The following is a 25,457-nucleotide window of genomic DNA, read 5'->3' on the forward strand; positions in this document are numbered from 1 at the left end:
ACCGCAAATCGATTGATCTGCGGTCGGAGGCATGCCTATGCTGCCGATCATGCAGCTCATTCAGCAAGACCCAGATATCCACGCATATCTGGCCTCAAGTGAGGCCATCGACCACTGGCATCCCCTGGTCCAGGAAACCGCCGACGCCCTCTGGACCGCCACCGGCGATGCATATTCATACGCCGAGGCGGCCTTCGAGTTCGTCCGCGACACCATCCCGCACTCCGCCGACTCCGGAGACCCGCGGGTCTCCTGGCGCGCCTCCGACGTCCTGAGCACCCGCAACGGCATCTGCTACGCCAAGTCCCACGCCCTCGTCGCCCTGCTGCGCGCCCAGGGCATCCCGGCGGGCCTGTGCTACCAGCTGCTGGGTGACGAACATGCGTGCAGCGACAGCTGCTCCAGTGGAGCCGGGGCTTGCCCCGGGGGCACCGGACTGGTCATCCACGGCCTCGTGGCCCTGCGGCTGCCCGGCCGGGAGGACTGGTCCCGGATCGACCCGCGCGGCAACAAGCCCGGCGTCGACGCCCGGTTCAGCCTCGACGCGGAACGGCTCGCCTTCCCCGTACGGCCGGAGCTCGGCGAGATCGACCACCCCGAGCTGTACGCCGCCCCGCACCCCGCCACGCTCAAGGTCCTCCAGGAGTCCGCCGACCGGCCGGAGCTGTGGCGGAACCTGCCGACCTCCCTGTAACCGGGAGCCGCGCCACCCGCCCGCGCGCCGCCACCAGCAGGTGCAGCGCGGCGGCCGCGAGCTGCAGCACGGCGATCCCGAGCAGCAGCGTCCACGGCGGCGCGGCGGCCGCCAGCCCCACCAGCGCGGCCCCCGTGGAGGCCGCCGTCACCTTCAGCCCGGCCCCCAGCGTGAACACCTGGGTCCGCACCGCCGCCGGGGCGTGCTCCGAGCGGATCCGCAGCGTGGCCGTCAGCAGCGGCCCGTCCGCCACCCCCGCCGCCGCGAAGGCGGCCGCCGTCAGCGCGACCGACGGGGCGAAGGCGGCCGCCGCGAGCGCGACGCCCGTCCCCGCCATGCCCCAGCGGGCCAGCCGGCCCGGCGCCACCGACGTCATCCGGCCCAGGGTCAGCGAGCCCGCCAGCGCGCCCAGCGCGAAGGCCGTCATCAGGACCCCGCCCGCGCCGGGACTGCCGAGCCCCCGCGCCAGCAGCACCGAGGTGGTGGTCAGCGCCCCGACGCCGACGAAGGCCAGGGTGGTCGCCGAGGTGATCGCGCGCAGCTCCCGGACCCGCCACAGCGCCGCCAGCCCCGCGCCCAGGCCGGGCCGGGGAGCCGCGCCACGGTCCCCGTACGCCTCCTCGCGCGCCTCCGGGGCCCCGTACGGCAGCGAGGCCGCCAGGGCCGCCGCCAGCGCGGCGGAAAGGGCCAGCACCCCCATCGCCGGCCCCGCCGAGAGCGCCGCCCCGGCCAGGCTGACCACCGCCGGGGCCGTGACGGCGGCCGCGTTGTACGTCGAGGCGTCCCAGCCGTACGCCCGGTCCCTCCCGGGCCCCTCCGGCACCAGGCCCGCGACCAGGCTCGACAGCCCGCCCGTCACCACCGGCCCGCAGGACCCGCCCAGCACCGCCACCGCCAGCACCACCGGCACCGGGGCCCGGCCCAGCAGCGCCGCCAGGCCCGCCACGGCCGCCGTGAAGCCGGCCAGCGCGCCCGCGTAGAACAGCCTGGGCCGGCGCGCCCGCCCCGCGGCGGCGCCCGCCACGGGGGCGGCCAGTACGTGCGGGGCCATCCAGGCCGTCAGCACGAAGGCCCCGTGCGCGGCGGAGCCGGTCCGCTCCAGGGCCAGCAGGACCACCGCCATGCCCATGCCCTCGGACGCGAAGCGCGCGGCCAGGGCCGCCGCCAGATACCGCCCGAACCCGCCCATCGGCGAACCCCCTCCGCGTTCGGCAACGTGATGCGCGACGAAGACGTTACGCCCGGACGGGGCCCGCCGGAGGAGGGCGGAGGATCAGCCCGCTTCCTTGACCTGCGCAGCCGTCGGCGCGGTCCCGCCGAGGTGGGCCGGCAGCCACCAGGAGTCCTCGCCGCCCTGCGGCTTGGCCGGGTAGGCGGCCTGCGCCGCCTCCAGCAGCTCCTGCACGCGCTCGCGCAGCCGGCGGGTGATGGCCCCCGCGTACTGGTCCTTCGGCGCCTCGATCGGCTCGCCGACCCGCATGGTCACCGGGATGTGGCTGCGCTTGAGGTTCTTCGGCCGGCCCTTGGTCCACAGCCGCTGGGTGCCCCACAGCGCCACCGGGATCAGCGGGACCCCGGCCTCCTGCGCCATGCGCGCGGCGCCCGACTTGAAGCTCTTGAGGGTGAAGGACTGGGAGATCGTCGCCTCCGGGAACACCCCGATGATCTCGCCCGACCGCAGCGAATCCAGGGCGTGCTGGTAGGCGGACTCGCCCTGCTGCCGGTCGACCGGGATGTGCTTCATCGCGCGCATCAGCGGACCGGACACCTTGTGCCGGAACACCGACTCCTTGGCCATGAAGCGCACCAGCCGCTTCTGCGGCCGCGCCGTCAGACCGGCGAAGATGAAGTCGAGGTAGCCGATGTGGTTCGACACCAGGACCGCCCCGCCCTTGCGCGGGATGTTCTCGGTGCCCTTCATGTCGATGCGGATGTCCAGCGCGCGGAACAGCGTGTGCGCGGCGCCGATCACCGGGGGGTAGACGAGCTCAGCCATGGGGAGACCCCGCTTTCTGCCTGGGGAGGTGCTCCCGGCCGGAAGTTACGGAAGCGTAGGTACGCGACCATGGGGATCGTGCCCGAAACGCGGCCCGCTGGCCAGCCCGGACGCCCCCGGCCGGGGAGATCCTCGTCACGCGGGGAATGCGCGGCGTGACGGGGACGCTCGGACGGGGGGAACCTCCCGGCCGCCGCCGGGGTGGTGCGTACATGGGGACAGGGTAGACAGGAGCGGATGTGCCCGGACACGAGGAGGCCGCCGGGAAGGCGGCCGCGCGGGGGCGCCTGGGCGCCGCCGAACTGGGGCGCGAACCGGGGGAGCGGGCCAGCCTGGTGCAGTTCTCCAGCGCCTTCTGCCAGCCCTGCCGGGCCACCCGCAGGATCCTCGCCGAGGTCGCCGCGATGGTGGACGGGGTCGCGCACATCGAGATCGACGCCGAGCGCGAGCTCGGACTCGTCCGCGCCCTGGGCGTGGAGAAGACCCCCACCGTGTTCGTCCTGGACGGCGCGGGCCGGATCGTCCGGCGGGCCGCCGGGATGCCGAGGAAGGCCGACGTGATCGCCGCGCTGGGGGCGGCGATGTGACGGTCGCGCCGGTGCGCGCCCCCGCACGCAGCGTGACGCGCCTGACATCTGGCCGCTGCGGCTTGACTGTGTACACGGGAGATCGCCAGGCTGGCGGCATGCGGTATGAACTCCTGCTTTACCGGCGGGTCCATGTGGACCTCGTCCGGTGCGCGAGCGCGCGCTGTTGGGATCGCTGAACGCCCCCGACCCCCGATCCCCGACCGCCCTGCCCGCGTCCCCGCGGCAGAAGGAAGGCCCCTCATGACGGCCCCGACGGCCCCGCCCGCCTCCCTCGCCCCCGCCTCCCCCGCCCCGCTCGGCGACCCCGGCCGCGCCCCGCTGCCCGGCTCGCCCGAGCTGCTGCGCTCCGTCTTCCGCCGGCACGCCGCCGGGGTGGCGGTCATCACGGCGCAGAGCGGCGGCCGCCCGGCGGGCTTCACAGCGACCTCGCTCAACTCGGTCTCCGCCGAACCGCCGATGCTCTCGTTCACCATCGGCACCGGGTCCTCCAGCTGGCCCGCCGTGCGTGACGGGGAGTACCTCGGCGTCCACATACTCGGGGAGCACCAGCGGGAGCTGGCCGGCCTCTTCGCGCGCAGCGGGGCCGACCGTTTCGGGCCGGCGACCGACTGGGCGCCGGGCCCGCACGGGGTGCCGCTGCTCGGCGGGGTGCCGGCGTGGCTGGTGTGCCGGGTCGTGGCGAGGGTGCCCGCGGGGGCGCACCGTGTGATCATCGCGGAGGCCGTGGCGGGGGACTCCGCGGGGGAGGGCCGGCCCCTGCTGTACCACCAGGGTCGCTTCAACGCGTTGCGCGACTGAATCGTCCCTGCTGGGACGGGTTCGGGCGGCGTTGGCCAGATCACAGTTCAGTGGCCTTGCAACCGGGGAAGACCCACTGTGTACTGACGAGTAACATTCCCTTCGGAGCGGGGGCCGCCCCGACCGGGATCCGCGCCGGAAGGCGCCTATGCTGCCTGCACAAGGCGGTATCAGTAGCGGTATCAGTAAAAGACGATGCGGTAGGAGAGCCGGCGTGAGCCTGAGGATCGTTGTCTGTGTGAAGTACGTGCCCGACGCCACCGGCGACCGGCACTTCGCCGATGACCTGACGGTCGACCGCGACGACGTCGACGGTCTGCTGTCGGAGCTCGACGAGTACGCCGTCGAGCAGGCGCTGCAGATCGCCGACGAGGCCGACGACGCCGAGATCACCGTCCTGACGGTGGGTCCCGAGGACGCCAAGGACGCGCTGCGCAAGGCGCTGTCGATGGGCGCCGACAAGGCCATCCACGTCGAGGACGACGACCTGCACGGCACCGACGTCATCGGCACCTCGCTGGTGCTGGCGAAGGCCGTCGAGAAGGCCGGCTTCGACCTGGTCATCACGGGTATGGCCTCGACCGACGGCACCATGGGCGTCCTGCCGGCGATCCTGGCCGAGCGCCTGGGCGTCCCGCAGGTCACCCTGCTCTCCGAGGTCAAGGTCGAGGACGGCACCGTCACGGGCCGCCGCGACGGCGACTCCGCGAGCGAGCAGCTGGAGGCCTCCCTCCCGGCGCTCGTCTCGGTGACGGACCAGTCGGGCGAGGCCCGCTACCCGTCCTTCAAGGGCATCATGGCGGCCAAGAAGAAGCCGGTGGAGTCCTGGGACCTGTCCGACCTGGACCTGGACGCCGAAGAGGTGGGCCTCGAGGGTGCCTACACCGTGGTCGAGTCCGCGGCGCAGCGCCCGGCCCGTACCGCCGGCACCGTCGTCAAGGACGAGGGCGAGGGCGGCAAGCAGCTGGCCGAGTTCCTGGCCGGCCAGAAGTTCATCTAGGGGCTCCGGCCTCCCCAGTAGCCCCCAGACACCTCGTAAAGCAGGAGAGCAGTCCCATGGCTGAAGTTCTCGTCTACGTCGACCACGTGGACGGTGCCGTCCGCAAGCCCACCCTCGAGCTGCTGACGCTGGCCCGCCGCGTCGGCGAGCCCGTCGCCGTCGCCCTGGGCGCCGGTGCCGAGGCCACCGCCGCGGTGCTCGCCGAGCACGGTGCCGTCAAGGTCCTCACCGCCGACGCCCCCGAGTTCACCGACTACCTGGTGGTCCCGAAGGTGGACGCGCTGCAGGCCGCGTACGAGGCCGTCTCCCCGGCGGCCGTGCTCGTCCCGTCCTCCGCCGAGGGCAAGGAGATCGCCGCGCGCCTCGCCGTGCGCATCGGCTCCGGCATCATCACCGACGCCATCGACCTGGAGGCCGGTGACGAGGGTCCGGTCGCCACCCAGGCCGCCTTCGCCGCGTCGTTCACCACCAAGTCCCGCGTCTCCAAGGGCACCCCGGTCATCACCGTGAAGCCGAACTCGGCCCCGGTCGAGGCCGCCCCGGCCGCCGGCGCCGTCGAGGCGCTCGCCGTCACCTTCGGCGCCCTGGCCACCGGCACCAAGGTCGTCTCCCGCACCCCGCGCGAGTCGACGGGCCGCCCGGAGCTGACCGAGGCCGCGATCGTCGTCTCCGGCGGCCGCGGCGTCAACGGCGCCGAGAACTTCCACCTCATCGAGGACCTCGCGGACTCCCTCGGTGCGGCGGTCGGCGCCTCCCGCGCCGCGGTGGACGCCGGCTGGTACCCGCACACCAACCAGGTCGGCCAGACCGGCAAGTCGGTCTCCCCGCAGCTGTACATCGCCACCGGCATCTCCGGCGCGATCCAGCACCGGGCCGGCATGCAGACGTCGAAGACCATCGTCGCCATCAACAAGGACGCCGAGGCCCCGATCTTCGACCTCGTCGACTACGGCGTGGTCGGCGACCTCTTCGAGGTCGTCCCGCAGCTGACGGGCGAGATCAAGGCGCGCAAGGGCTGAAACCCGACGCCCGGTCGCTGACCTGGGCATCTCTTGGCCTCCGGGGCCGTGTGGTGATTCTCACCGCACGGCCCCGAGTCGTTTGTCCCACCCGGTGGAGGGACCATTGACGGAGCGGAAGGCCCATGACTAAATTCTGCTATGCGGATCTAGCCTTCCGTGAAGTGGAAAAGAGGAGAGTGCACGATGGGTCAGCAGGAGAAGGTGGCGACGAGCCTCGCAGGCGCGGTCAGCGAAGGCATCAGCGCCTCCCTGGCGCCGGTGGACGCGGAACTCGCGCGCCACTACCCGGGCGACCCCGGCACCCGCCAGCCCATCCACACCGTCTACGTACCGGGTGACGTCTTCGACGCCGGCACCATCCGCTCGTGGGGCGACCAGGCCCTGGCGGCCATGGACGAGCACGCCCCCGACGCCGCCACCTTCGCCAAGGTGCTCGGCATCCCCGACGCACTGGCCGTCCCGGTCTACGACCGCGTCCGCGCCAAGCTCGCCACCGAGCCCGTCGAGGACCTCCGCGTGGACTTCGAGGACGGCTTCGGCGTCCGCTCGGACGAGGAGGAGGACCAGGCCGCGGCCCGCGCCGCCCGCCTCGTCTCGGAGGCCTTCTCCAACGGCACCAACGCCCCGTACATGGGCATCCGCATGAAGTGCATGGAGTCCAACGTCCGCGACCGCGGCATCCGCACCACGGACATCTTCCTCTCCGGCCTCCTGGAGCACGGCGGCCTGCCCGAGGGCCTCGTCCTGACCCTGCCCAAGGTCACCTACGCCGAGCAGGTCAGCGCCTTCGTCAAGCTGCTGGAGGCCTTCGAGACCGCCCGCGGCCTGCGCCCGGGCCGGATCGGCTTCGAGATCCAGATCGAGACCAGCCAGTCCATCCTGGCCTCGGACGGCACCGCCACCGTGGCCCGGATGATCGAGGCCTCCAAGGGCCGCGCCACCGGCCTGCACTACGGCACCTTCGACTACAGCGCCTGCGTCGGCGTCTCCGCCGCCTACCAGGCCAGCGACCACCCCGCCGCCGACCACGCGAAGGCGATCATGCAGGTGGCCGCCGCCGGCACCGGCGTACGCGTCTCCGACGGCTCGACGAACGTCAAGCCCGTCGGCACCACCGAGCAGGTCCACGAGGGCTGGAAGCTCCACTACGGCCTGACCCGCCGCGCCCTGGCCCGCGCCTACTACCAGGGCTGGGACATGCACCCGGCGCACCTGCCGACCCGCTACGCGGCCGTCTTCACCTTCTACCGCGAGGGCCTGGAGGCCGCCGCCGCGCGCCTGAAGGCGTACGTGGCGAAGATCGAGGGCGACGTGATGGACGAGCCCGCCACCGCCAAGGCCCTGGCCGGCTACCTGGTCCGCGGCCTGGACTGCGGGGCCGTCGGCGCCGAGGAGGTCACCGCCCTGACCGGCCTGACCCGCGCCGAACTGGACGCCTTCGCCATCCCGCGCCGCTCGGCCACCCTGACGGCCACCTCCTGACGCACCTGCCGCCGACGGCCCGCCCCCGGATCCCCGGAGGCGGGCCGTCGGCGTGCACGGGCCGGCGGTGCGGCGTCCCGCCGCGGTCGGCTCATCCGTCGGCCGGCGGGAGTTCGCCCGAGCCGCGGGGGATCAGGCGGGTCGGGAGGACGACGCGGGACGGGAGGAGGTCGGTGCCGGCGAGGCGCTGGAAGAGGCGGTCCGTGGCCACCCGGCCCAGGGCCGCCGGGTCCTGCGCGACCACCGTGACGCCGGGGCGCAGCAGGTCGGCCAGTTCGAAGTCGTCGAAGCCGACCAGGGCCACCGGCCGGGGCAGCGCCGCGAGGACCCGTACCGCGGTGACGGTGACCCGGTTGTTCCCGGCGAAGAGGGCGGTGACCGGCTCCGCACCCGTCAGCATCGCCCCGGCCGCCGCCGCGACCCGCTCCGGGTCCGTCGAGCCGAGCGAGACCCAGGACTCGGACACCGGCAGGCCCGCCCGGCCCATCGCCTCGCGGTAGCCGCGCAGGCGTTCCACGGCGGTGTGGATGCGGGGGTGGTCGCCGATGAACCCGATCCGCCGGTGACCGGCCGCGATCAGGTGGGCCACCCCGTCGCGGGCGCCGCCGAAGCTGTCCGACATCACCACGTCCGCCTCGATCCCGCCCGCCGGGCGGTCCACGAACACCGTGGCCACCCCGGCCCGGATCTCGGGCTCCAGGTAGCGGTGGTCGTCACCGGCCGGGATCACGATCAGGCCGTCGACCCGGCGGGCGCACAGCGCGAGCGCCAACTCCCGCTCCCGGTCCGGGTCCTCGGCGCTGGAACCGTTGATCAGCAGGGCGCCGTGGGTGCGCGCCACCTCCTCCACGGCCCGGTTCAGGGGCCCGTAGAAGGGGTCGGCGAGGTCCTCCAGGACCAGGCCGACGGTGGCGGTGCGGCCCTTGCGCAGGACGCGGGCGCTGTCGTTGCGCCGGAACCCCAGGGCCTCGATGGCCTCCTGGACCCGCCGCTCGGTGTCCGGGGTCACCCCCGGCTCGCCGTTGACGACCCGGGAGACCGTCTTCAGGCCGACCCCCGCCCTGGCCGCCACGTCCTTCATGGTCGGCCGGTTTCCGTAACGGGGCTCGGACGGACGGCGGTTCTGGGGCACGGCGGGGAAACCTCCTGGGGCGCGGCGGCGGGGTGCTCTGGCTCGAGGATATGCACTCGGCCGGAGAGCGGGTTTCCGTGGCAGGGTGGGGCGGGCAAGCCACTGGGGGCTTCGGAGGCGAGCCAATGGGAGAGGGGTAGACGTGATTGTCTGGATCAACGGCGCTTTCGGTGCCGGGAAGACCAGTACGGCCCGCGAACTGGCCGCGCTGCTGCCGGACACCACCCTGTACGACCCGGAGCTCATCGGGGACGTGCTGCGCCGCCTCCTGCCGGGCAAACGCCTCGCGGAGGTAGACGACTACCAGGACCTGCCGAGCTGGCGGCGGCTCGTCGTCGACGCGGCGGCCGCGGTGCTGGCCGAGGTGGGCGGGGTGCTGGTGGTCCCGATGACGCTGCTGCGGCAGGAGTACCGGGACGAGGTCTTCGGGGCGCTCGCCGCCCGCCGGATCCCCGTACGGCACGTGCTGCTCGCCCCTGCGGAAACGATCCTGCGCGAGCGCATAGCCGAACGCCGGGAAGCGGGCGCGCCGGAGGGCGTGGACGAACGGGTCCGGCAGTGGTCCTACGACCACATCCCCGCCTACCGGCAGGCGCTGGGGTGGCTGACCGCCGACGCGCACGTCATCGACAACGGCCGGCTGACCGCGGCGGAGACGGCGCGGCGCATCGCCGAGGCCGTGCGGACGGACACGGCCGCGGTCTGCGACATCGTGCAGACACCGGAGCCGACGCGGGAGACCGTGGCGGCGGGGGTGCTGCTCTTCGACGACCGGGACCGGGTGCTCCTGGTGGATCCGACGTACAAGCCGGGCTGGGAGTTCCCGGGCGGGGTCGTCGAGGCCGGCGAGGCGCCGGCGCGGGCCGGCGTACGGGAGGTCGCGGAGGAACTCGACCTGACCCTCGACCGGGTGCCCGGGCTGCTGGTGGTCGACTGGGAGCCGCCCCGGTCCCCGGCCTACGGGGGCCTGCGGCTGCTGTTCGACGGCGGCCGGCTGTCGGAGCCGCAGGCCGCGCGGCTGCGGCTGCCGGGGCCGGAGCTGAGGGCCTGGCGGTTCGTCACGGAGGAGGAGGCCGCGCAGATGCTGCCGCCGCAGCGGTACGAACGGCTGCGGTGGGCCCTGCGGGCGCGGGAGCGGGGCCTGCCGCTGTACCTGGAGGCGGGCCGGCCCACGCCGTAGCCCTGCCGGGCGGGGGCGGGGCGCCGCCGCGCGGAGCCGTCCGGCCGGGCAGTGCCGTAGCCCGCCGGCCGGGGCCGGGATGCCGCGGGGCGGAGCCGTCTCCCCGCCCCGCCCTTCGCCCGTTCCCCGGGGCCGCCCCAGGACCCCCGCGCCTCAATCGCCGGCGGGGCTTCCTCTTGGCCAGGTCACGCCCCCGCGCCGGCCGCCGCTTCGCGCAGGGCCCGGGCGGTGTCCTCCGTGCGCGGGTCGCCGTGGCCGAAGCAGGCCACCGCCGGGGCCAGGGCGGCCAGGCGGTGGAAGGAGGCGACGGCCTGGGCGCGGTCGGTGTTGAACACGCCCGGCATCACCTCGCCCACCCCCGCCACGCAGTCCCCGGTGAACAGCACGCCGTGCTCCGGCAGGTGGACGCCGATGCTGCCCGGGGTGTGCCCGGGGGAGTGGACGACCACCGCGCCGCCGCCGAAGGGCAGCACCTCGCCGTCCTCCAGCTCCCGGTCGACCGGTGTCGGCGGGGCCTCGGGCACCGTCAGGCCGTGCGCGTAGAGCGGGATCTCCCAGTCCAGCAGCACCGGCTCGGGCACCGGCCGCTCACCCCGCACCACGGGCGCGTCCAGCCGGTGCGCCAGCGCCTCCGCGCCCAGCCGGGCGGCCAGTTCACCGGCCGACCCGACGTGGTCGCGGTGGCAGTGCGTCAGGACGATCCGCTCCAGCCGCTCCGGCGCGAGGCCGAGGGAGCGCATCGCCCCCTCGATCGCGTCGGCGGCGCCGGCCGGCCCGGAGTCGACCAGGGTCAGGGCCTCCCCGGACCGGTCCTGCCAGAGATAGGCCTGACCGATGGGGAAGCGCAGCATGTGCAGCCGGTTCGGGAGTACTTCGACGAGATCCATACGGCGAACGTAGGCGGGCGGGTCCGGCCCGCGCCCGTGAGTTCACCGGGAGCGCAGTACGCCCAGGGCGCACTGCGCCCTGGGCGTACTCGGGTCCGGCGCGGCGGGCGTCAGACGCGCTTGGACTCCGCGTAGTTCACCAGGAAGAGGGCCTCGGCCACCGACAGCCGCTCCAGCTCCTCCGGGGACACGCTCTCGTTCACCGCGTGGATCTGCGCCTCCGGCTCGCTCAGGCCGATCAGCAGCATCTCCGCACGCGGGTAGAGCGAGGTCAGCGTGTTGCACAGCGGGATCGACCCGCCCATTCCGCTGATCTGCATCTCCTGGCCGTCGTACGCCTCGCGCAGGGCGTCGGCCATCGACGCGTACGCCGGGCTGGTCGTGTCGGCCTGGAAGGGCTGGCCCTGGCCCACGACCTCCAGCTCCAGCTTCGCCCCCCACGGGGTGTGCGCGACGAGGTGCGCCTCCAGCAGCTTGATGGCCTCGGCGGTGTCCACGCCCGGCGGCACGCGCAGGCTGATCAGCGCGCCGGCGCTCGCGTGGACCGAGGGGGTCGCGCCGACCACCGGCGGGCAGTCGATGCCGAGCACCGTGACGGCCGGACGGGCCCACAGCCGGTCCGCGATGGTGCCCTCACCGATCAGCTCGACCCCGTCCAGCACCTTCGCGTCGGCGCGGAAGTCCGCCTCGGGGTACTGCAGGCCCTCCCACACCGCGTCGGAGGCCAGCCCGTCGACCGTGGTCGAACCGTCGGCCGAGCGCAGCGAGTCCAGCAGGCGGATCAGCGCGGCCAGCGCGTCGGGGGCGACGCCGCCGAACATGCCGGAGTGCAGGTTGCCGCCCAGCGTGTCGATCTTGACCTTGATCAGGGTCATGCCGCGCAGGGTCGCCGTCACCGTCGGCAGGCCGAGGCGGAAGTTGCCCGCGTCGCCGATCACGATGGTGTCGGCGGTCAGCAGCTCGGGGTTCGCCTCGGCGTACTGCTGGAGGCCGCCGGTGCCCTGCTCCTCGGAGCCCTCCACGATCACCTTCACGGACACCGGCACGCCGCCGTTGGCCTTCAGCGCGCGCAGCGCCAGCAGGTGCATGATGAACCCGCCCTTGCAGTCGGCCGCGCCGCGCCCGTACCAGCGGCCGTCGCGCTCGGTCAGCTCGAAGGCCGGGGAGATCCAGGCGGCGTCGTCCAGCGGCGGCTGCACGTCGTAGTGCGCGTACAGCAGGACGGTCGGGGCGCCCTCGGGGCCGGGCAGGAAGCCGTACACCGACTGGGTGCCGTCGGGGGTGTCGAGCAGGGCCACGTCCTGGAAGCCCTCGGCGCGCAGGGCGTCGGCGACCCAGTTCGCGGCGCCCTCGCTCTCGCTCTTGGGGAACTGGGCCCAGTCCGCGACCGACTGGAAGGCCACCAGCTCGGTCAGCTCCGCCTTGGCGCGGGGCATCAGCGAGGCGACGGTCTCGGCGATCGGATTCTGCGACATGGGCACGCTCCTCTTGGGTGCGACGTTGTGCGGTGTGTACGCCGGGGTACGGCGAGGTCCGCTCGATCCTCGCACAGAGGGGCGAGCGGGATGCGCGCCGTAGGATCTTCACGGCATCGGAGCAACGTGTGATCAGGAGCAGCAGCACATCGTGACCAGCGACGACAGCATTGACGGCGGATCCGGCGCGGCGGCGGAGCGGGCGGCCGGGGACGGGGCGGAGGCCCTGGACCGGGCCGGGGAGCAGGCCGGCGAGCGGGCCGGGGAAGAGGTTCGGGAGGCGGGCGACGCGGTGGCCGGGGACGTGCGCGGCGGTGACGCGGAGGAGGCCGGCGGTACCGGCGAGGTGTGGGACGTCGTCGTGGTCGGCGCCGGACCCGCGGGGGCGATGGCCGCGTACGCGGCGGCGACCGCGGGGCGGCGCGTCCTGCTGCTGGAGAAGGCCGAACTGCCCCGGTACAAGACCTGCGGCGGCGGCATCATCGGCCCCTCGCGCGACGCCCTCCCGCCGGGCTTCGTGCTGCCGTTCAAGGACCGGATCAACGCGGTGACCTTCTCCCTCGACGGGAAGCTGGCCCGCACCCGGCGCTCGAAGCGCATGCTGTTCGGGCTCATCAACCGGCCCGAGTTCGACGCGGCCCTGGTCGCGGAGGCCGAGAAGGCCGGCGCGACCCTGCGTACGGGTACGGCCGTCAACCGGGTCGAGCAGCACGGGGCCTCCGTCCCCGACCGGCGCACGGTCGCCGTCGTGCTCGCGGACGGGGAGACCGTACTGGCGCGCGCCGTGGTCGGCGCGGACGGCAGCGCGAGCCGGATCGGCGCCCACGTCGGGGTGGAGATGGACCAGGTCGACCTCGGCCTGGAGGCGGAGATCCCGGTCCCGGCGACGGTCGCCGAGGACTGGAAGGGCCGGGTCCTCATCGACTGGGGCCCGCTGCCGGGCAGTTACGGGTGGGTCTTCCCCAAGGGGGACACGCTCACCGTCGGGGTCATCTCCGCGAAGGGCGAGGGCGCCGCGACCAAGCGGTACCTGGACGACTTCATCGCCCGGCTGGGGCTGGCCGGCTTCGAGCCGTCCGTCTCCTCCGGGCACCTGACCCGCTGCCGCACGCCCGGGTCGCCGCTGTCGCGCGGACGGGTGCTGGTGGCGGGCGACGCGGCCGGGCTGCTGGAGCCGTGGACACGTGAGGGGATCTCCTTCGCGCTGCGTTCGGGGCGGCTGGCGGGGGAGTGGGCGGCGAAGATCGCCGAGGCCCAGGACGCGGTGGACGCGCGGCGCCAGGCGCTGAACTACGCCTTCGCGGTCAAGGCCGGGCTGGGCGTGGAGATGAGCGTCGGCAAGCGGATGCTGACCGTCTTCGAGTCCCGTCCGGGGCTCATGCACGTCGCACTGACGGGGCTGCGGCCCGCGTGGAACGCCTTCGCGGGGATCACGCGGGGGTCGATGACGCTGGCCGACATGGTCCGTACGCACCCCATGGCGCGCAAGGCGCTGCACCTGGTGGACGCCCGTCTGGCGCGGAGCGGCCGGAGCTGAGGCGAGGCGCGGGGCGCCGGCCGGCGGGGGTCTGCCGCCGGGGGTCTGCCGACGGGGTCAGCCGGTCACCGCGATGCGGAAGACCGGGTGGTCCCCGGCGGCGGCCCGCAGCTCGGCGTCCGTGGACTTCGCCGTGACGCCGTTGAAGAACCGGTTCACCTCCCAGCCCCACTTCTCCAGGTAGGCGCGCAGCACGGCCGCCTTCTCCGCCGGGTCGGTGAGCTCCGTGACCGTGAAGGCGCGGACCCTGCGGCCCACGCGGAGCTCGCCCCCGCCCGCCGCGCGCATGTTGCGGACCCACTGGGAGTGGCCGCGGGCCGACACCAGGTACTGGGCGCCCTCGTAGGTGTGCGGGTTGACCGGGATGCGCTGCATCTTGCCGGACGTACGGCCGCGCACCGACAGCTCGGCGGTGCCGGCGAGGCTGATGCCGAGGCGGGCGAGCTTCCCGAAGAGGGAGTTGAACCGGGTCTCGAGCGGACCGGCCTTGACGTAGTGCGGGGTGGACGCGTTCACGGTGGCCTCCGGGGCGGTGTCGGGTTGTTGAACCGGGTTTCCGAGAGCACTGCTCTCGCTTGAGAACAGTGTGCACGGATCGGTGCGCCAAAACAAGAGCAGTGCTCTCTGAAATGAGCGCTGCTCCGTTTTTTGTGCACTGCTCCACATGTATGCCACACTGATCCGCATGAGCACCGTGCGAGGGGCCAGGGAACGGGCCCGTATCGAGGTCACCGCCGCCATCAAGGACGAGGCGCGCCGCAGGCTCGCGGAGGAGGGCGCGGCCAAACTCTCGCTGCGCGCCGTCGCCCGCGAGCTCGGCATGGTCTCCTCGGCCCTCTACCGCTACTTCCCGAGCCGCGACGACCTGCTCACCGCGCTGATCATCGACGCGTACGACAGCGTGGGCGCGGCCGCCGAGGCGGCCGGGGCCGCCGCCCTCGCCGCCGGAGAACCGCCCCGCGCCCGCTGGGCCGCGGTCTGCGGGGCGTTCCGCGCCTGGGCGCTCGCGCACCCGCACGAGTACGCCCTCATCTACGGTTCCCCCGTCCCCGGTTACAGCGCGCCCCAGGACACCATCGGCCCCGCCTCCCGCGTCGCCAACGTCCTGATCGGCGTCGTCCGCTCCGCGCACGAGGGCCGCGGGCTCGCCCTGCCGCCCCTGCCCGCCGAACTGCGCGCCGAGGCCGAGCGGATGACGGCCGACTTCGCGCTGGAGCTGCCCCCGGAGGTCACCGCCGCCCTCGTCGCCGCCTGGGCGCAGGTCGTCGGCCTCGTGTCCTTCGAGCTGTTCGGCCAGTTCAACCGGGTCGTCGAGGACCGCGACGCCTTCTTCGCGCACTCCGCCGGCCAGCTGGCGCACGCGGTGGGCCTGCCGGTGCTCTGACGGCGGTGCCCGCGGGCGTTCCGGAGGGCGGTCCGGCGTGCGTTCCCGCGGGCGGTCCGTCGAGCGTCCCGGTGACCGCTGGGCGGGGATTCACGGGATGAGGTGACGAATCGTTTGTCTGTTCCTCATACCGATCTCGGCGGTTCGGCCCTGCGCCACGGACGGCGCCCCTACTGTTCCTCGGGTCGCCCGCCCCAGCCGCCCCCGCCTCGCCGGAGGAACAGTCATGGCCGCCCTGGCCCCCGCCCGTGCTCTGAGGGCCCTCTACGCCGTCCTGCTCACCGCGCTGCTCGCGGCGCCCGCGCCGGCCCTGACCGCGTCGGCGGAGTCCCCGCCCTCCATACCGCCCGCCGGATCGCCCGCGAGACCGCCCTCCGGACCGTCGTCCGGCACCGGCACCGGCCCGGCCGCCCCCGTCGCGGCCCGTACCCCGCGCGCCCCCGGGGTGCGCGGGCTGGAGATCGCCGTCCCCGCCTACGTGTGGGCCGACGACCCCGCGCTGGCCGAGCTCACCGCCACCGGCCCCGCCGCCTCCGTCGTCGTCCTCAACCCCGGCAACGGAGACGCCCCGTTCGACGCCTCCTGGCGGGCCCGCGCGGACGCCCTGCGCACCGGCACCACCGCCACGGGCGAGCACACCAAGGTCCTCGGCTACGTCCACACCGACCACGGCCGACGCGACCCCGCCGCCGTCCGGGCCTCGGTGGACAACTACCTCAGGACCCCCGACGGCGCGCTCCACGTCGACGGGGTCTTCTTCGACGTCGTCAGCCGCGACTGCGGCCCCGGCAACGCCACCCGCGACCACTACGCCGCCCTGCGCCGCTACGTCCAGGACACCATGCACGCCGTGGACCCCGGGGTCCCCGACCTCGTCGTCGACAACCCCGGCACGGCGACCGCCGACTGCTACCTCGAACCCGGGCACCGCACCGCCGACGTCTTCGTCACCTATGAGGGCAGCTACGCGGCGTACACCTCGGGCGGCTGGTCCGGCGGGAACGTCTTCGACGCCGCCGGCGGCTACCGCCCGGGCACCGAACTCGACCCGAGCGGCACGGCGTTCTGGCACCTCGTCCACGACGTCCCGGACGCCGCCGCCATGCGCACCACCCTCGCCGCCGCCTTCGCGCGCGGCGCCGGCTACGCCTACGCCACGAGCGCGGCCATGCCCAACCCCTGGGACACGGCCCCCGCGTGGGGCTTCGGCCCCGAGACCGATTACGCGGCCGGCCTCGGCTAGTCCCGGATCCCCCGGAGCCGGCCCGCTCCCGCCGGAAGCCCCCCGGCCCCGCGTCAGATGCGCGCCGTCTCCCGCCACAGCCGGGCCAGCTCCGCGTCGCCGGTCACGCCCGGGCCCGTCAGCGGGACGCGGTTCCACAGGGCCGCGTACAGCCACGAGGCCTCGCCGGTCAGCTCGCAGTCCGCCGGGTCGCCCGTGTCCCCGCGCACCGTCCGCGCCGGCTCCTTCGACAGGTGCACCGTCCACACCGCGCCGGTGTCCGCCGCCCGGACCCGCACCAGCTTCGGCTCCTCGGTCCGCACCCGGCTGCGCGGCCGGGCGTGGAAGCCGGTCAGCAGCTCGTCCACCCCGTCCTCCGCGAACTCCGGCGTCACCGCCGAGAAGGCGACGCCCCGGGCCGACTGCGCGTCGAAGCGGTGCACGGTCGTCTCGTGCGCCTGCCGCCGGGCCCAGAACGCCAGCGGTGAAGGCGGCGCCGTCGGCAGGAACGTCCAGCAGAGCAGATCCTCCGGAGCCTCCGCCAGCGCCCGCACCAGCTCCGCGTGCCCCTCCCGGAACCAGGCCAGGAGCTCGGCCCCCGCCGGCTCGGGCGGCTCCGGGAACGGCACCGGCTCCACCAGGCCGTCCCGCACGAACCCCGCCGCCCAGCGGTGCACGGCCCCCGTGTGCCGCAGCAGATCGGTCACCCGCCACTCGGGACAGGTGGGCACCAGGGCGTCGACGCCCGCCCGTTCGGCCTCGTCGGCCAGCAGCCCGCCTTCCCGCGCGAGCGTCTCCACATACTCGGTGATCTTCATGCCCCGAGTCTGCCAGCAGCCCCTGACAATGGAGGGGTGGACGGTGAACTCTTCCCGCGCGAGCGGACCGAGGTCGCACCCGGCGCCGTGCACCTGCCCGACTGGCTCGGCCCCCGGCGCCAGCGCGAGCTCCTCGACGCCTGCCGCGCCTGGGCGCGGCCCCCCGCCGGACTGCGCACCGTACGCACCCCAGGCGGCGGGACGATGACCGCCCGGCAGGTCTGCCTCGGGCTGCACTGGTACCCGTACGGATACGCGCCCACCGCCGTCGACGGGGACGGCGCCCCGGTCAAGCCGATGCCCGCCTGGCTCGCCGAGCTGGGACGGCGGGCCGTCACCGAGGCCTACGGGACGCCCCCGCCCTCCGCCGACGCGTACGACATCGCCCTGGTCAACTTCTACGCCGGCGACTCCCGCATGGGCATGCACCGCGACGCCGAGGAGCGCTCGCCCGCCCCCGTCGTCTCGCTCAGCCTCGGCGACTCCTGCCTCTTCCGCTTCGGCAACACCGCCTCGCGCGGCCGCCCGTACCGGGACGTGGAACTGCGCAGCGGGGACCTGTTCGTCTTCGGCGGGCCGAGCCGGCTCGCCTACCACGGGGTGCCCCGCGTCCTGCCCGGCACCGCCCCGCCCGGGCTCGGGCTGACCGGGCGGCTCAACGTCACCCTGCGGGTCGCCGGCCTCGGTCCTCCGTAGCCGCTGCCACCCGGACCTCCCGATCATGCGAGGATCGCTGCATGAACGGCAACGGCGCCCCGCCGGGGGTGGGGGACGAGACCACGGCGTCGGCGGCTCCCGGGGCCTCCCGGTCTTCCACGGCCTCCCCGGATCCCACGGCTCCCTCGGCCTCCGCGGCTCCCTCGGCCTCCACGGCCTCCACCAAGAGCAAGCTGGAGCGGGGCCGCAGCGCCCTGGGCCCCGCACTGGAGCTCGTCCACACCGGCCGGGCCCCCACGCGCGCGGTCCTGACGGCCGAGCTGGGCGTCACCCGGGCCACCGCCGGGGCCGTGGCCGCCGAGCTGGAGGCCCTCGGCCTGATCCGCGTCGACTCCCGCCCGGGCGGCGCCGGCGGCACCCAGGGCCGCCCCTCGCACCGGCTCGCCGTCGAGGAGAACGGTCCCGTCGCGCTCGCCGCGCAGGTGCACTCGGACGGGTTCCGGGCCGCGCTGGTCGGCCTCGGCGGCCGGATCGTGGCCACCGCCCCCGGCAAGGTCACCGTCTCCGCCGACCCGGCCCAGGTGCTCGGCGCCGTCGTCGGCGCCGGAGCGCAACTGCTCGCCGAGACGGGGCGGCGCTGCATCGGCGCGGGCCTCGCGGTGCCGTCGGCGGTCGCCGAGCCCGACGGCACGGCCCTCAACCCGCTGCACCTGGCCTGGCCGGCCGGCGCTCCCGTGCGCGCCATCTTCGCCGAGTGCGTGAAGGCGGCCGGGATCGACGGACCGGCCCTGACCGGCAACGACGTCAACCTCGCGGCGCTCGCCGAGCACCGCCACGGCGCCGGCCGCAGCGCCCAGCACCTGCTGTGCGTGGCCACCGGCCACCGCGGGGTCGGCGGCGCGCTCGTGCTGGACGGGCGGCTGCACAGCGGCAGCTCCGGCCTGGCCCTGGAGGTCGGCCACCTCACGGTCAACCCCGAGGGACGCCCCTGCCACTGCGGCAGCCGGGGCTGCCTGGACGTGGAGGCCGACCCGCTGGCCTTCCTCACCGCCGCGGGCCGTACGCCCGGCCCCGAGGTCTCCCTGCTCCAGCAGGCCCGCGACCTGCTGCGCGCCGAGTACGCGCAGCCGTCGGTGCGGACGGCGGCCGAGGAGCTCATCGACCGGCTCGGGCTGGGTCTGGCGGGCCTGGTCAACATCCTGAACCCGGACCGGATCATCCTCGGCGGGCTGCACCGCGAGCTGCTGTACGCGGACCCGGAGCGGCTGCGCGCGGTGGTCGCGGACCGCAGCCTGTGGGGGCGCAGCGGGGGCGTCCCGATCCTGCCGTGCACCCTCGACCACAACAGCCTCGTCGGCGCGGCCGAGCTGGCCTGGCAGCCGGTCCTGGACGACCCGCTGGGGACCCTGGGCGCGCCGGCCTAGCGGTCCGGCTCCGGGGCGCGGGTTGGCCGGGGGTGCGTCACCCGGGCCCGGTACCGGCCGGGACCGGCGCCGGCGGGCCGGTCGGGACGGCCCGCGCGTCCACGGCGCCGATGACCGCCCGCGCGGGCTCCCGTACGGTCTTCTTCGCGCCGATACGGACCGTGTGCGGCGGCGCCGCCGGGGCGGGGGCGGCCCGCAGGGAGAACCAGACCACCTTGCCCGGCCCGTCCGCCCGGTGGCGGGCCCCCCACGCCTCGCTGACCGCCGCCACGAGCGCGAGCCCGCGACCGCAGGTCTCCAGGCCACCGGCCTCGCGCAGCACGGGCAGCCGCGGATCGCTGTCGTGGACGGAGACGGTGAGCCGCCCGAGGCGGAGTTCGATCTCGACGACGCAGACCTTGTCCGGCTGCGCGTGGCGGTGGACGTTGCTGAGCAGCTCCGTCACGCCGAGCGCAGCCCGGTCTATGAGCGGATCGAGCCGCCAGTGGCGCAGCTGTGCCGAGACGATCCTGCGGACCTGGCCGATACGCGCGGGCAGGGCCTGCAGTTCCACGACGCAGTGCCTGCGGGAATGTGTGATCACGGCTGCGACTCCCCGACATCAGTGTTACGGGTGCTGCACCCTCGGTGACGCAATCTCAAGGGTCACCCACCGTCGCGCCGCTTGCAACCGAACGCGACCGAAAGCGATCCGCATAGAAACCCAAAGTGACCGTTTGTGCAGGTGAGGGGGGTACATTTCGAAAGGAGGGGGCCCTGGAACCGACAAAGGAGCAAGGCGCATGAGCACCACCGGCACCACCGGTACGACGGCCTCGAACACGGCCGCGAGCCCGGCCGGACGCGCGGCCGCGAGCACGGTGACGACCACCGTCGACATCGACCGCAGCGACGCCGAATACCGCGCCTGGCTCAAGGAGGCCGTGCGCAAGGTCCAGGCGGACGCCAACCGCAGCGCCGACACCCACCTGCTGCGCTTCCCGCTGCCCGAGGCCTGGGGCATCGACCTCTACCTCAAGGACGAGTCCACGCACCCGACGGGCTCCCTGAAGCACCGCCTGGCCCGCTCGCTGTTCCTGTACGCCCTGTGCAACGGCTGGATCCGCCCCGGCCGCCCGGTCATCGAGGCCTCCAGCGGCTCCACCGCCGTCTCCGAGGCCTACTTCGCCAAGCTGATCGGCGTCCCCTTCATCGCCGTCATGCCGCGCACCACCAGCCCGGAGAAGTGCCGGCTCATCGAATTCCACGGCGGCGAATGCCACTTCGTCGACGACTCGATGAAGATGTACGAGGAGTCCGCCGACCTCGCCGCCCGCACCGGCGGCCACTACATGGACCAGTTCACGTACGCGGAGCGGGCCACCGACTGGCGCGGCAACAACAACATCGCCGAGTCCATGTACCAGCAGCTGCGCCTGGAGCGCTACCCCGAGCCGGCCTGGATCGTGGCGACCGCCGGCACCGGCGGCACCTCCGCGACCATCGCCCGCTACGTCCACTACATGCAGCACGACACCCGCATCTGCGTCCCGGACCCGGAGAACTCCTGCTTCTTCGACGGCTGGACGCACCACGACCCGCACGCGAGCAGCGACTGCGGCTCCCGCATCGAGGGCATCGGCCGGCCCCGCATGGAGCCGAGCTTCGTGCCCGGTGCCATCGACCGCATGATGAAGGTCCCGGACGCGGCGAGCGTCGCCGCCTGCCGTGCCCTCGAACAGGCCATAGGGCGCAAGGCCGGCGGCTCCACGGGCACCGGGCTGTGGAGCGCCCTGAAGATCGTCTCCGAGATGGTGGCCGAGGGCCGGACGGGCAGCGTCGTGACCCTGCTGTGCGACCCGGGCGACCGCTACCTCGACAAGTACTACTCGGACGAGTGGCTGGCGGCGCAGGGGCTCGACATCGAGCCGTACGCGAAGACGATCGCGGCCCTCCTGGAGACCGGGGAGTGGCGCGAGCCCCAGGCCTGAGGCCCGCGCGGGCCGCCGGCCGCCCCGGCCGTCCTCACACCCGCCCGGGGGCCGCGGCGAGCCGGGCGTCGAGGGCGCGCACCGCCGTGCGGAACGACAGGCCGAGGCCCGGGCGGGCGGCGGCCAGCGCCAGACGGAGGGGGGCCGGGCCGTCGGCCGCGAAGGTCCAGCGGACGACGGTCCCGGGGGAGTGCGGACCGGGGGCCGGGACCAGCCGCCACTCCTCCAACAGGGCGCGCAGGCCGGGTGCGTTGGTCGAGTCGACGCGGTACGCGTAGCGCCGCGAGGCCTCCGCGGCCATCACGGTCTCCTGGAAGCGGACCCCGCCCCGCAGCCTGACCTCCCGCCCGCCGCCGCCCCCGGTGGGGCGGGCCAGCGACACCGCCCCGAACCACGCCGGCCAGCCCGTCACGTCCTCCGCGAGCGCCCGGTACAGGGCCTCGGGCGGGGAGGCCGCCCTGGCCGTGAAGACCAGGCGGGTCGGCGCCTGCTCCAGGAAGTCCAGCCCCACGGGGCGGAGTCGGCGGGTCATGGCGTTTACCCCCTGCGGTGCGGCGACGGTCGGCCCGGCCCGCCACGATAGCTGGCCGCTCGTCAGATGTCCTGAGCGGCCCGGGTGTTGCCGCGCCGGCCGGAGCGGGGCGGGCCGGCCCGTCAGGGCTTCACGCGAACGGGGCCTGGGCAGCGCCGCCCCGGCGCGGGATCCTGGGAACGGCCCGACCCGGCGCGGGATCCCGGGGACGGCCCGGCCCCGCCGCCGGATTCCGGGGACGGTTCGAGCCCGCCGCCGGATTCCGGGGACGGTTCGGCCCCGCCGCCCGCGCTTGCCCGATCCGCCACCCGCCCCGGGGAGGCCCCCGATGCCGCAGCCCGCCGCCGACCCCGGCCCCGTCCCGCCGGCGCCGCCGCTCGCCCTCGAACTGTTCGTGCACGGGGTCGCCGGAGCGGCCCCCGGCGAACTGCTCCGCGATCCGCACCCCGTCCGGGTGACGGGCGACTCCACCGCCGCCGTGTTCCGCCGAGCCGAGGACGCCGACGCCGAGGCCCACCCCGAGCGCTACGCCGGGCGGCCCGTCCCCGAGGCCTACTGCTGGTCCCGGCTCACCTCCGGCAACGGGGCCCGGGCGCTGTGGCTGCTGCTCCTGCCGTTCATGATCGCCAACCTCGCCCACTGGGCCCGTCCCGCCGCCGCCCCCGCCGGGCCGCCGCCCCGCGCCGTGCGCGCGTACGGCCTCCTGGTGCGGCTCCTCGCCCTCAGCCTCACCGTCCTGCTGGTGGCGGCCGCCTGCGAGGTGGCCCTCGACCTCCTCGCCTGGCAGTGCGCCGGCACCCCCGCCTGCACCGGCGGCCGCTCCTGGACCGGCTTCCTGCGGCCCGGCGGCTGGTGGGCCCAGCCGGGCCGGCGCCTCGCCCTCGGCGCCCTCGTCCCGGCCGCGCTCACCGGCCTCCTGTGGTTCCTGTCGGCCCGCACCTGGAGCGCCTACGAGTCCCAGCCACCCCCCACCGCCGACGGGCCCGGCGGCCCCGCTGCGCCCGACGGCCCCGGCGGGCACGTCGACGCCCCGCTCGGTCGGCCCGGGTTCTGGTACGGGCGGCGGATAGTGGCGCGGCTGCGGGCCGCGCACACGGCCGCCGGGCTGCTCACGGTGGCCATCGCCGTCGCGGCTCCCGCCCTGCGGGAGGACCTCGCCCCCGGCGGCGCCGGCCCCGGGCTCGTCGCCGCCGGCCGGGCGGTGGGGGCGCTGCTCGCGGCCGGGGCCCTCACCGTGCTGTGGGTCGTGTGCCGGCGCGGCCGCAGCGAGGCCCGCCCCGACCACCGGCTCGACCGGGCCGCCGTCACCCTGCTGCCCGCCGGCGCCCTCGTGCTGCTGGCCGCCGTGCTCCTCTACGCCGGCTGGTCCCGCCCCGGCTGGGTCTCGGCGGGCCGGCTCCCGGGCGACTTCGCGTTCGGGGCGCTGATGCCGGCCCAGGGCGGCTGCGTCCTGGCCCTCGCCCTCGTCGCCCGCCGCCTCCACCGCCGGACCCCCACCCCGGGAGCCGTCCTCGGCGGGCTCGGCGGGCCGGCCGCCGGACTGCTCGGCTGCGCCCTCGGCGGGGTCATGTCCGGCGGCGTCGCCCAGCGCGCGGCCGACTGGCTCGACGGCGCCGCCGCCCCCGGCACACCCGGATCCCCGCTCCCCGGGCCGCCCGTCCTGCTGTCCTGGCAGGCCGCCGTCCTGCCGCCGCTGCTGCTCGCCCTGGCCCTGGTCGCCGCCGTGGCCGCCGTCCGGGCCGCCGCCACGAGGCGCCGGACGGCCGCCGCCGTCGCCGCCGAGTACCCCGGCGCCGTCCCCGACCCCGACCGCAGCCGGCGCATCGCCGGGGCGCGGGCGGCGGCCTCGTTGACCGACACCGCCCCCTGGTTCGTCGGCGCCGTCTGCGGGGTCACCCTGCTGCTCGGCGCGGGAGCCCTCGCCGGGGCCTGGGCCGGCGGGGAGGTCCCGGCCGAGGCCGCCCGGGGCGCCCACCCGCTGGTGGCGGCCGCCGCGCGCGCCGCGCAGGACAGCGGATCCTGGCTGATCGGCTTCGGGATGGCGGCCTTCGTCGCCCTGGGCCGCCGCGCCTACCGAGACCCGGCCTCCCGCCGCACCATCGGCATCCTGTGGGACGTCGGCACCTTCTGGCCGCGCGCCGCCCACCCGTTCGCACCGCCCTGCTACGCCGAGCGGGCCGTGCCCGACCTGACCTGGCGGATGACCGGCTGGACCGCCCGCACCGGCGGCCGGCTCGTCATCTCCGGACACTCGCAGGGCAGCGTGCTCGCGGCCGCCGCCGTCTGGCAGCTGCCGCCCGGCACCCGCAGCCGCGTCGGCCTCCTCACGTACGGGTCACCGCTGGCCCGCCTCTACGGCCGCTGGTTCCCCGCCTACTTCGGCCCCGGCCCGCTCGCCGCCCTGCACCGCGACCTCGACTGCTGGCGCAACCTGTGGCGGGCCACCGACCCCATCGGCGGCCCGATCGGCGGGCCCGTCACGGCCGGCGCCGGCCCGGCCGGACCCGTGGACCGGGGCCCCCTGCCCGACCCCGTCGCCTACGGGCGCGACGCCCTGCACCCGCTCCCCGCGCCCATCCTCCGGCACACCGACTACCAGGCCGACCCGGCCTTCACCGCCGAACGCGACGCGCTCCTCGAACGCCTCGCCGCCGCAGGCCATGCCGCCGCCGGACCCCCCGCCGCCGGACCCGCCGTCGCAGGACCGGCCGCCGCGGGGGACGGCGTACGCGAGGACGCCGGACTGCCCGCCCAGCGGATCAGCAAGCCGCGGGGAGCGCCGGCAGATCCGCCGGGAACAGCAGGGTGAGCTCGTCCGTCCCCGCCTCGGCCAGCTGCGCCACCCGGCCGGCGTGCCGCTCCACCATCGACTCGAACGTCTGGCGGGCGGTCCGCCCGTTGCCGAAGGCCGGGCCCTTGGGCAGCTCGGTGAAGTACTCCAGCAGCGCCCCGGCGGTCCCCTCGCCCAGCCGGTACTCGTGCTCCTCCGCCTGCTGCTCCACGATCCGCAGCAGCTCCTGCGGCCCGTAGTCGCCGAAGGTGATGGTCCGCGAGAACCGCGACGCCACCCCCGGGTTGACCGTCAGGAACCGCTCCATCTCCTCCGTGTACCCGGCGACGATCACCACCACCGCGTCCCGGTGGTCCTCCATCAGCTTCACCAGCGTGTCGATCGCCTCGCGCCCGAAGTCCCGGCCCGAGTCCTCCGGCGCCAGCGCGTACGCCTCGTCGATGAACAGCACCCCGCCGCGCGCCCGGTCGAAGGCCTCCTGGGTACGGATGGCCGTGGACCCGATGTGCTCGCCGACCAGGTCCACCCGCGACACCTCCACCAGGTGGCCGCGCTCCAGGACGCCCAGGGAGGCGAGGATCTCCCCGTACAGCCGGGCGACCGTGGTCTTGCCCGTGCCCGGGGAGCCCGTGAAGACCAGGTGCCGGCGCACCGAGGCGGCCTTGAGCCCCGCCTGCTGCCGCCTGCGCCCGACCTCGATCATGTCCGTCAGGGCCCGGACCTCGCGCTTGACGCTGTCCAGCCCCACCAGCGCGTCGAGCTGCCCGAGCACCTCGCCCGCGCCCCGGCCCGTCCCGGCCTCCGCCTCCCGCGCCCGGGGCTCCGGCACCGGGCCGGGCCCGGCCGCCGGCCGCTCCACGGGGACC

General features: G+C 75.2%; 24 protein-coding genes. 14 read left to right on the forward strand and 10 right to left on the reverse strand.

Going from position 1 to position 25,457, the window contains the following annotated elements; all coding sequences use genetic code 11:
* The first annotated feature begins 49 nt into the window (after positions 1 to 49).
* Complete coding sequence (locus tag AB0O29_RS19540; protein WP_365153162.1) at positions 50 to 694, forward strand: transglutaminase family protein; 645 nt, start codon at positions 50 to 52, stop codon at positions 692 to 694.
* On the opposite strand, the gene AB0O29_RS19545 is transcribed toward AB0O29_RS19540, so the two are convergent.
* On the reverse strand, positions 630 to 1,883 hold the full coding sequence (locus AB0O29_RS19545) for an MFS transporter (RefSeq protein WP_365153163.1): 1,254 nt from the start codon (positions 1,881 to 1,883) through the stop codon (positions 630 to 632). The genes AB0O29_RS19540 and AB0O29_RS19545 overlap by 65 nt on opposite strands.
* 84 nt (positions 1,884 to 1,967) lie before the next feature.
* Entirely contained in the window at positions 1,968 to 2,690 is a 723-nt protein-coding gene (locus tag AB0O29_RS19550; RefSeq protein WP_365153164.1) for a lysophospholipid acyltransferase family protein, read from the reverse strand.
* Between the two features lie 239 nt (positions 2,691 to 2,929).
* Between AB0O29_RS19550 and AB0O29_RS19555 the strand changes: the two genes are divergently transcribed.
* From AB0O29_RS19555 to AB0O29_RS19575, 5 genes are all read left to right on the forward strand, one after another.
* Positions 2,930 to 3,277: a thioredoxin family protein gene (locus tag AB0O29_RS19555; RefSeq protein WP_365153165.1), complete on the forward strand. Its 348-nt coding sequence runs from the start codon at positions 2,930 to 2,932 to the stop codon at positions 3,275 to 3,277.
* A gap of 243 nt (positions 3,278 to 3,520) precedes the next feature.
* Positions 3,521 to 4,078, forward strand: a complete 558-nt coding sequence (locus AB0O29_RS19560) for a flavin reductase family protein (protein WP_365153166.1) — start codon at positions 3,521 to 3,523, stop codon at positions 4,076 to 4,078.
* Positions 4,079 to 4,292: 214 nt separating this feature from the next.
* A complete protein-coding gene (locus tag AB0O29_RS19565) occupies positions 4,293 to 5,078 on the forward strand; it encodes an electron transfer flavoprotein subunit beta/FixA family protein (RefSeq protein WP_365153167.1) in 786 nt (261 codons plus the stop codon).
* 56 nt (positions 5,079 to 5,134) lie between these two features.
* Complete coding sequence (locus AB0O29_RS19570) at positions 5,135 to 6,097, forward strand: electron transfer flavoprotein subunit alpha/FixB family protein (RefSeq protein ID WP_365153168.1); 963 nt, start codon at positions 5,135 to 5,137, stop codon at positions 6,095 to 6,097.
* A 186-nt stretch (positions 6,098 to 6,283) separates the two neighbouring features.
* Entirely contained in the window at positions 6,284 to 7,582 is a 1,299-nt protein-coding gene (locus AB0O29_RS19575; protein WP_365153169.1) for an aldolase, read from the forward strand.
* 91 nt (positions 7,583 to 7,673) lie between these two features.
* Here the strand turns inward: AB0O29_RS19575 and AB0O29_RS19580 are convergent, their stop codons facing one another.
* Positions 7,674 to 8,663: a LacI family DNA-binding transcriptional regulator gene (locus AB0O29_RS19580; protein ID WP_365153170.1), complete on the reverse strand. Its 990-nt coding sequence runs from the start codon at positions 8,661 to 8,663 to the stop codon at positions 7,674 to 7,676.
* 193 nt (positions 8,664 to 8,856) lie between these two features.
* Here AB0O29_RS19580 and AB0O29_RS19585 point away from each other — a divergent pair, with 193 nt between their 5' ends.
* Positions 8,857 to 9,894, forward strand: a complete 1,038-nt coding sequence (locus AB0O29_RS19585) for an NUDIX domain-containing protein (protein ID WP_365153171.1) — start codon at positions 8,857 to 8,859, stop codon at positions 9,892 to 9,894.
* Positions 9,895 to 10,079: 185 nt separating this feature from the next.
* On the opposite strand, the gene AB0O29_RS19590 is transcribed toward AB0O29_RS19585, so the two are convergent.
* Both AB0O29_RS19590 and AB0O29_RS19595 read right to left on the reverse strand, forming a co-directional pair.
* On the reverse strand, positions 10,080 to 10,781 hold the full coding sequence (locus tag AB0O29_RS19590) for an MBL fold metallo-hydrolase (RefSeq protein ID WP_365153172.1): 702 nt from the start codon (positions 10,779 to 10,781) through the stop codon (positions 10,080 to 10,082).
* 110 nt (positions 10,782 to 10,891) lie between these two features.
* Positions 10,892 to 12,256, reverse strand: a complete 1,365-nt coding sequence (locus tag AB0O29_RS19595) for a dipeptidase (protein ID WP_365153173.1) — start codon at positions 12,254 to 12,256, stop codon at positions 10,892 to 10,894.
* A 346-nt stretch (positions 12,257 to 12,602) separates the two neighbouring features.
* On the opposite strand from AB0O29_RS19595, the gene AB0O29_RS19600 reads away from it, so the two are divergent.
* A complete protein-coding gene (locus tag AB0O29_RS19600) occupies positions 12,603 to 13,793 on the forward strand; it encodes a geranylgeranyl reductase family protein (RefSeq protein ID WP_365153187.1) in 1,191 nt (396 codons plus the stop codon).
* Between the two features lie 57 nt (positions 13,794 to 13,850).
* Here AB0O29_RS19600 and AB0O29_RS19605 read toward each other — a convergent pair whose 3' ends face one another.
* A complete protein-coding gene (locus AB0O29_RS19605) occupies positions 13,851 to 14,309 on the reverse strand; it encodes a nitroreductase/quinone reductase family protein (protein ID WP_365153174.1) in 459 nt (152 codons plus the stop codon).
* A gap of 169 nt (positions 14,310 to 14,478) precedes the next feature.
* Between AB0O29_RS19605 and AB0O29_RS19610 the strand changes: the two genes are divergently transcribed.
* Both AB0O29_RS19610 and AB0O29_RS19615 read left to right on the forward strand, forming a co-directional pair.
* Complete coding sequence (locus AB0O29_RS19610; protein WP_365153175.1) at positions 14,479 to 15,177, forward strand: TetR/AcrR family transcriptional regulator; 699 nt, start codon at positions 14,479 to 14,481, stop codon at positions 15,175 to 15,177.
* Between the two features lie 226 nt (positions 15,178 to 15,403).
* A complete protein-coding gene (locus AB0O29_RS19615) occupies positions 15,404 to 16,420 on the forward strand; it encodes a spherulation-specific family 4 protein (protein ID WP_365153176.1) in 1,017 nt (338 codons plus the stop codon).
* A 53-nt stretch (positions 16,421 to 16,473) separates the two neighbouring features.
* On the opposite strand, the gene AB0O29_RS19620 is transcribed toward AB0O29_RS19615, so the two are convergent.
* Entirely contained in the window at positions 16,474 to 17,217 is a 744-nt protein-coding gene (locus AB0O29_RS19620; RefSeq protein ID WP_365153177.1) for a maleylpyruvate isomerase family mycothiol-dependent enzyme, read from the reverse strand.
* A 36-nt stretch (positions 17,218 to 17,253) separates the two neighbouring features.
* Here AB0O29_RS19620 and AB0O29_RS19625 point away from each other — a divergent pair, with 36 nt between their 5' ends.
* Both AB0O29_RS19625 and AB0O29_RS19630 read left to right on the forward strand, forming a co-directional pair.
* Positions 17,254 to 17,913 (forward strand): alpha-ketoglutarate-dependent dioxygenase AlkB, encoded by a 660-nt coding sequence (locus AB0O29_RS19625; RefSeq protein WP_365153178.1) that lies wholly within the window; start codon positions 17,254 to 17,256, stop codon positions 17,911 to 17,913.
* A 41-nt stretch (positions 17,914 to 17,954) separates the two neighbouring features.
* On the forward strand, positions 17,955 to 19,298 hold the full coding sequence (locus AB0O29_RS19630; protein WP_365153179.1) for an ROK family protein: 1,344 nt from the start codon (positions 17,955 to 17,957) through the stop codon (positions 19,296 to 19,298).
* 37 nt (positions 19,299 to 19,335) lie between these two features.
* Here the strand turns inward: AB0O29_RS19630 and AB0O29_RS19635 are convergent, their stop codons facing one another.
* Entirely contained in the window at positions 19,336 to 19,881 is a 546-nt protein-coding gene (locus AB0O29_RS19635; protein WP_365153180.1) for an ATP-binding protein, read from the reverse strand.
* A 199-nt stretch (positions 19,882 to 20,080) separates the two neighbouring features.
* On the opposite strand from AB0O29_RS19635, the gene AB0O29_RS19640 reads away from it, so the two are divergent.
* A complete protein-coding gene (locus AB0O29_RS19640) occupies positions 20,081 to 21,268 on the forward strand; it encodes a PLP-dependent cysteine synthase family protein (RefSeq protein ID WP_365153181.1) in 1,188 nt (395 codons plus the stop codon).
* Positions 21,269 to 21,302: 34 nt separating this feature from the next.
* Here AB0O29_RS19640 and AB0O29_RS19645 read toward each other — a convergent pair whose 3' ends face one another.
* Entirely contained in the window at positions 21,303 to 21,800 is a 498-nt protein-coding gene (locus tag AB0O29_RS19645; RefSeq protein ID WP_365153182.1) for an SRPBCC family protein, read from the reverse strand.
* A 328-nt stretch (positions 21,801 to 22,128) separates the two neighbouring features.
* Here AB0O29_RS19645 and AB0O29_RS19650 point away from each other — a divergent pair, with 328 nt between their 5' ends.
* Positions 22,129 to 24,609, forward strand: a complete 2,481-nt coding sequence (locus AB0O29_RS19650; protein ID WP_365153183.1) for a hypothetical protein — start codon at positions 22,129 to 22,131, stop codon at positions 24,607 to 24,609.
* On the opposite strand, the gene AB0O29_RS19655 is transcribed toward AB0O29_RS19650, so the two are convergent.
* Positions 24,560 to 25,457, reverse strand: an 898-nt coding sequence (locus AB0O29_RS19655) for an AAA family ATPase (protein ID WP_365153184.1), incomplete at its 5' end; no start/stop codon positions are given. The genes AB0O29_RS19650 and AB0O29_RS19655 overlap by 50 nt on opposite strands.

It is taken from the genome of Streptomyces sp. NPDC089915 (genome assembly GCF_040684675.1).
Lineage (GTDB): Bacteria > Actinomycetota > Actinomycetes > Streptomycetales > Streptomycetaceae > Streptomyces.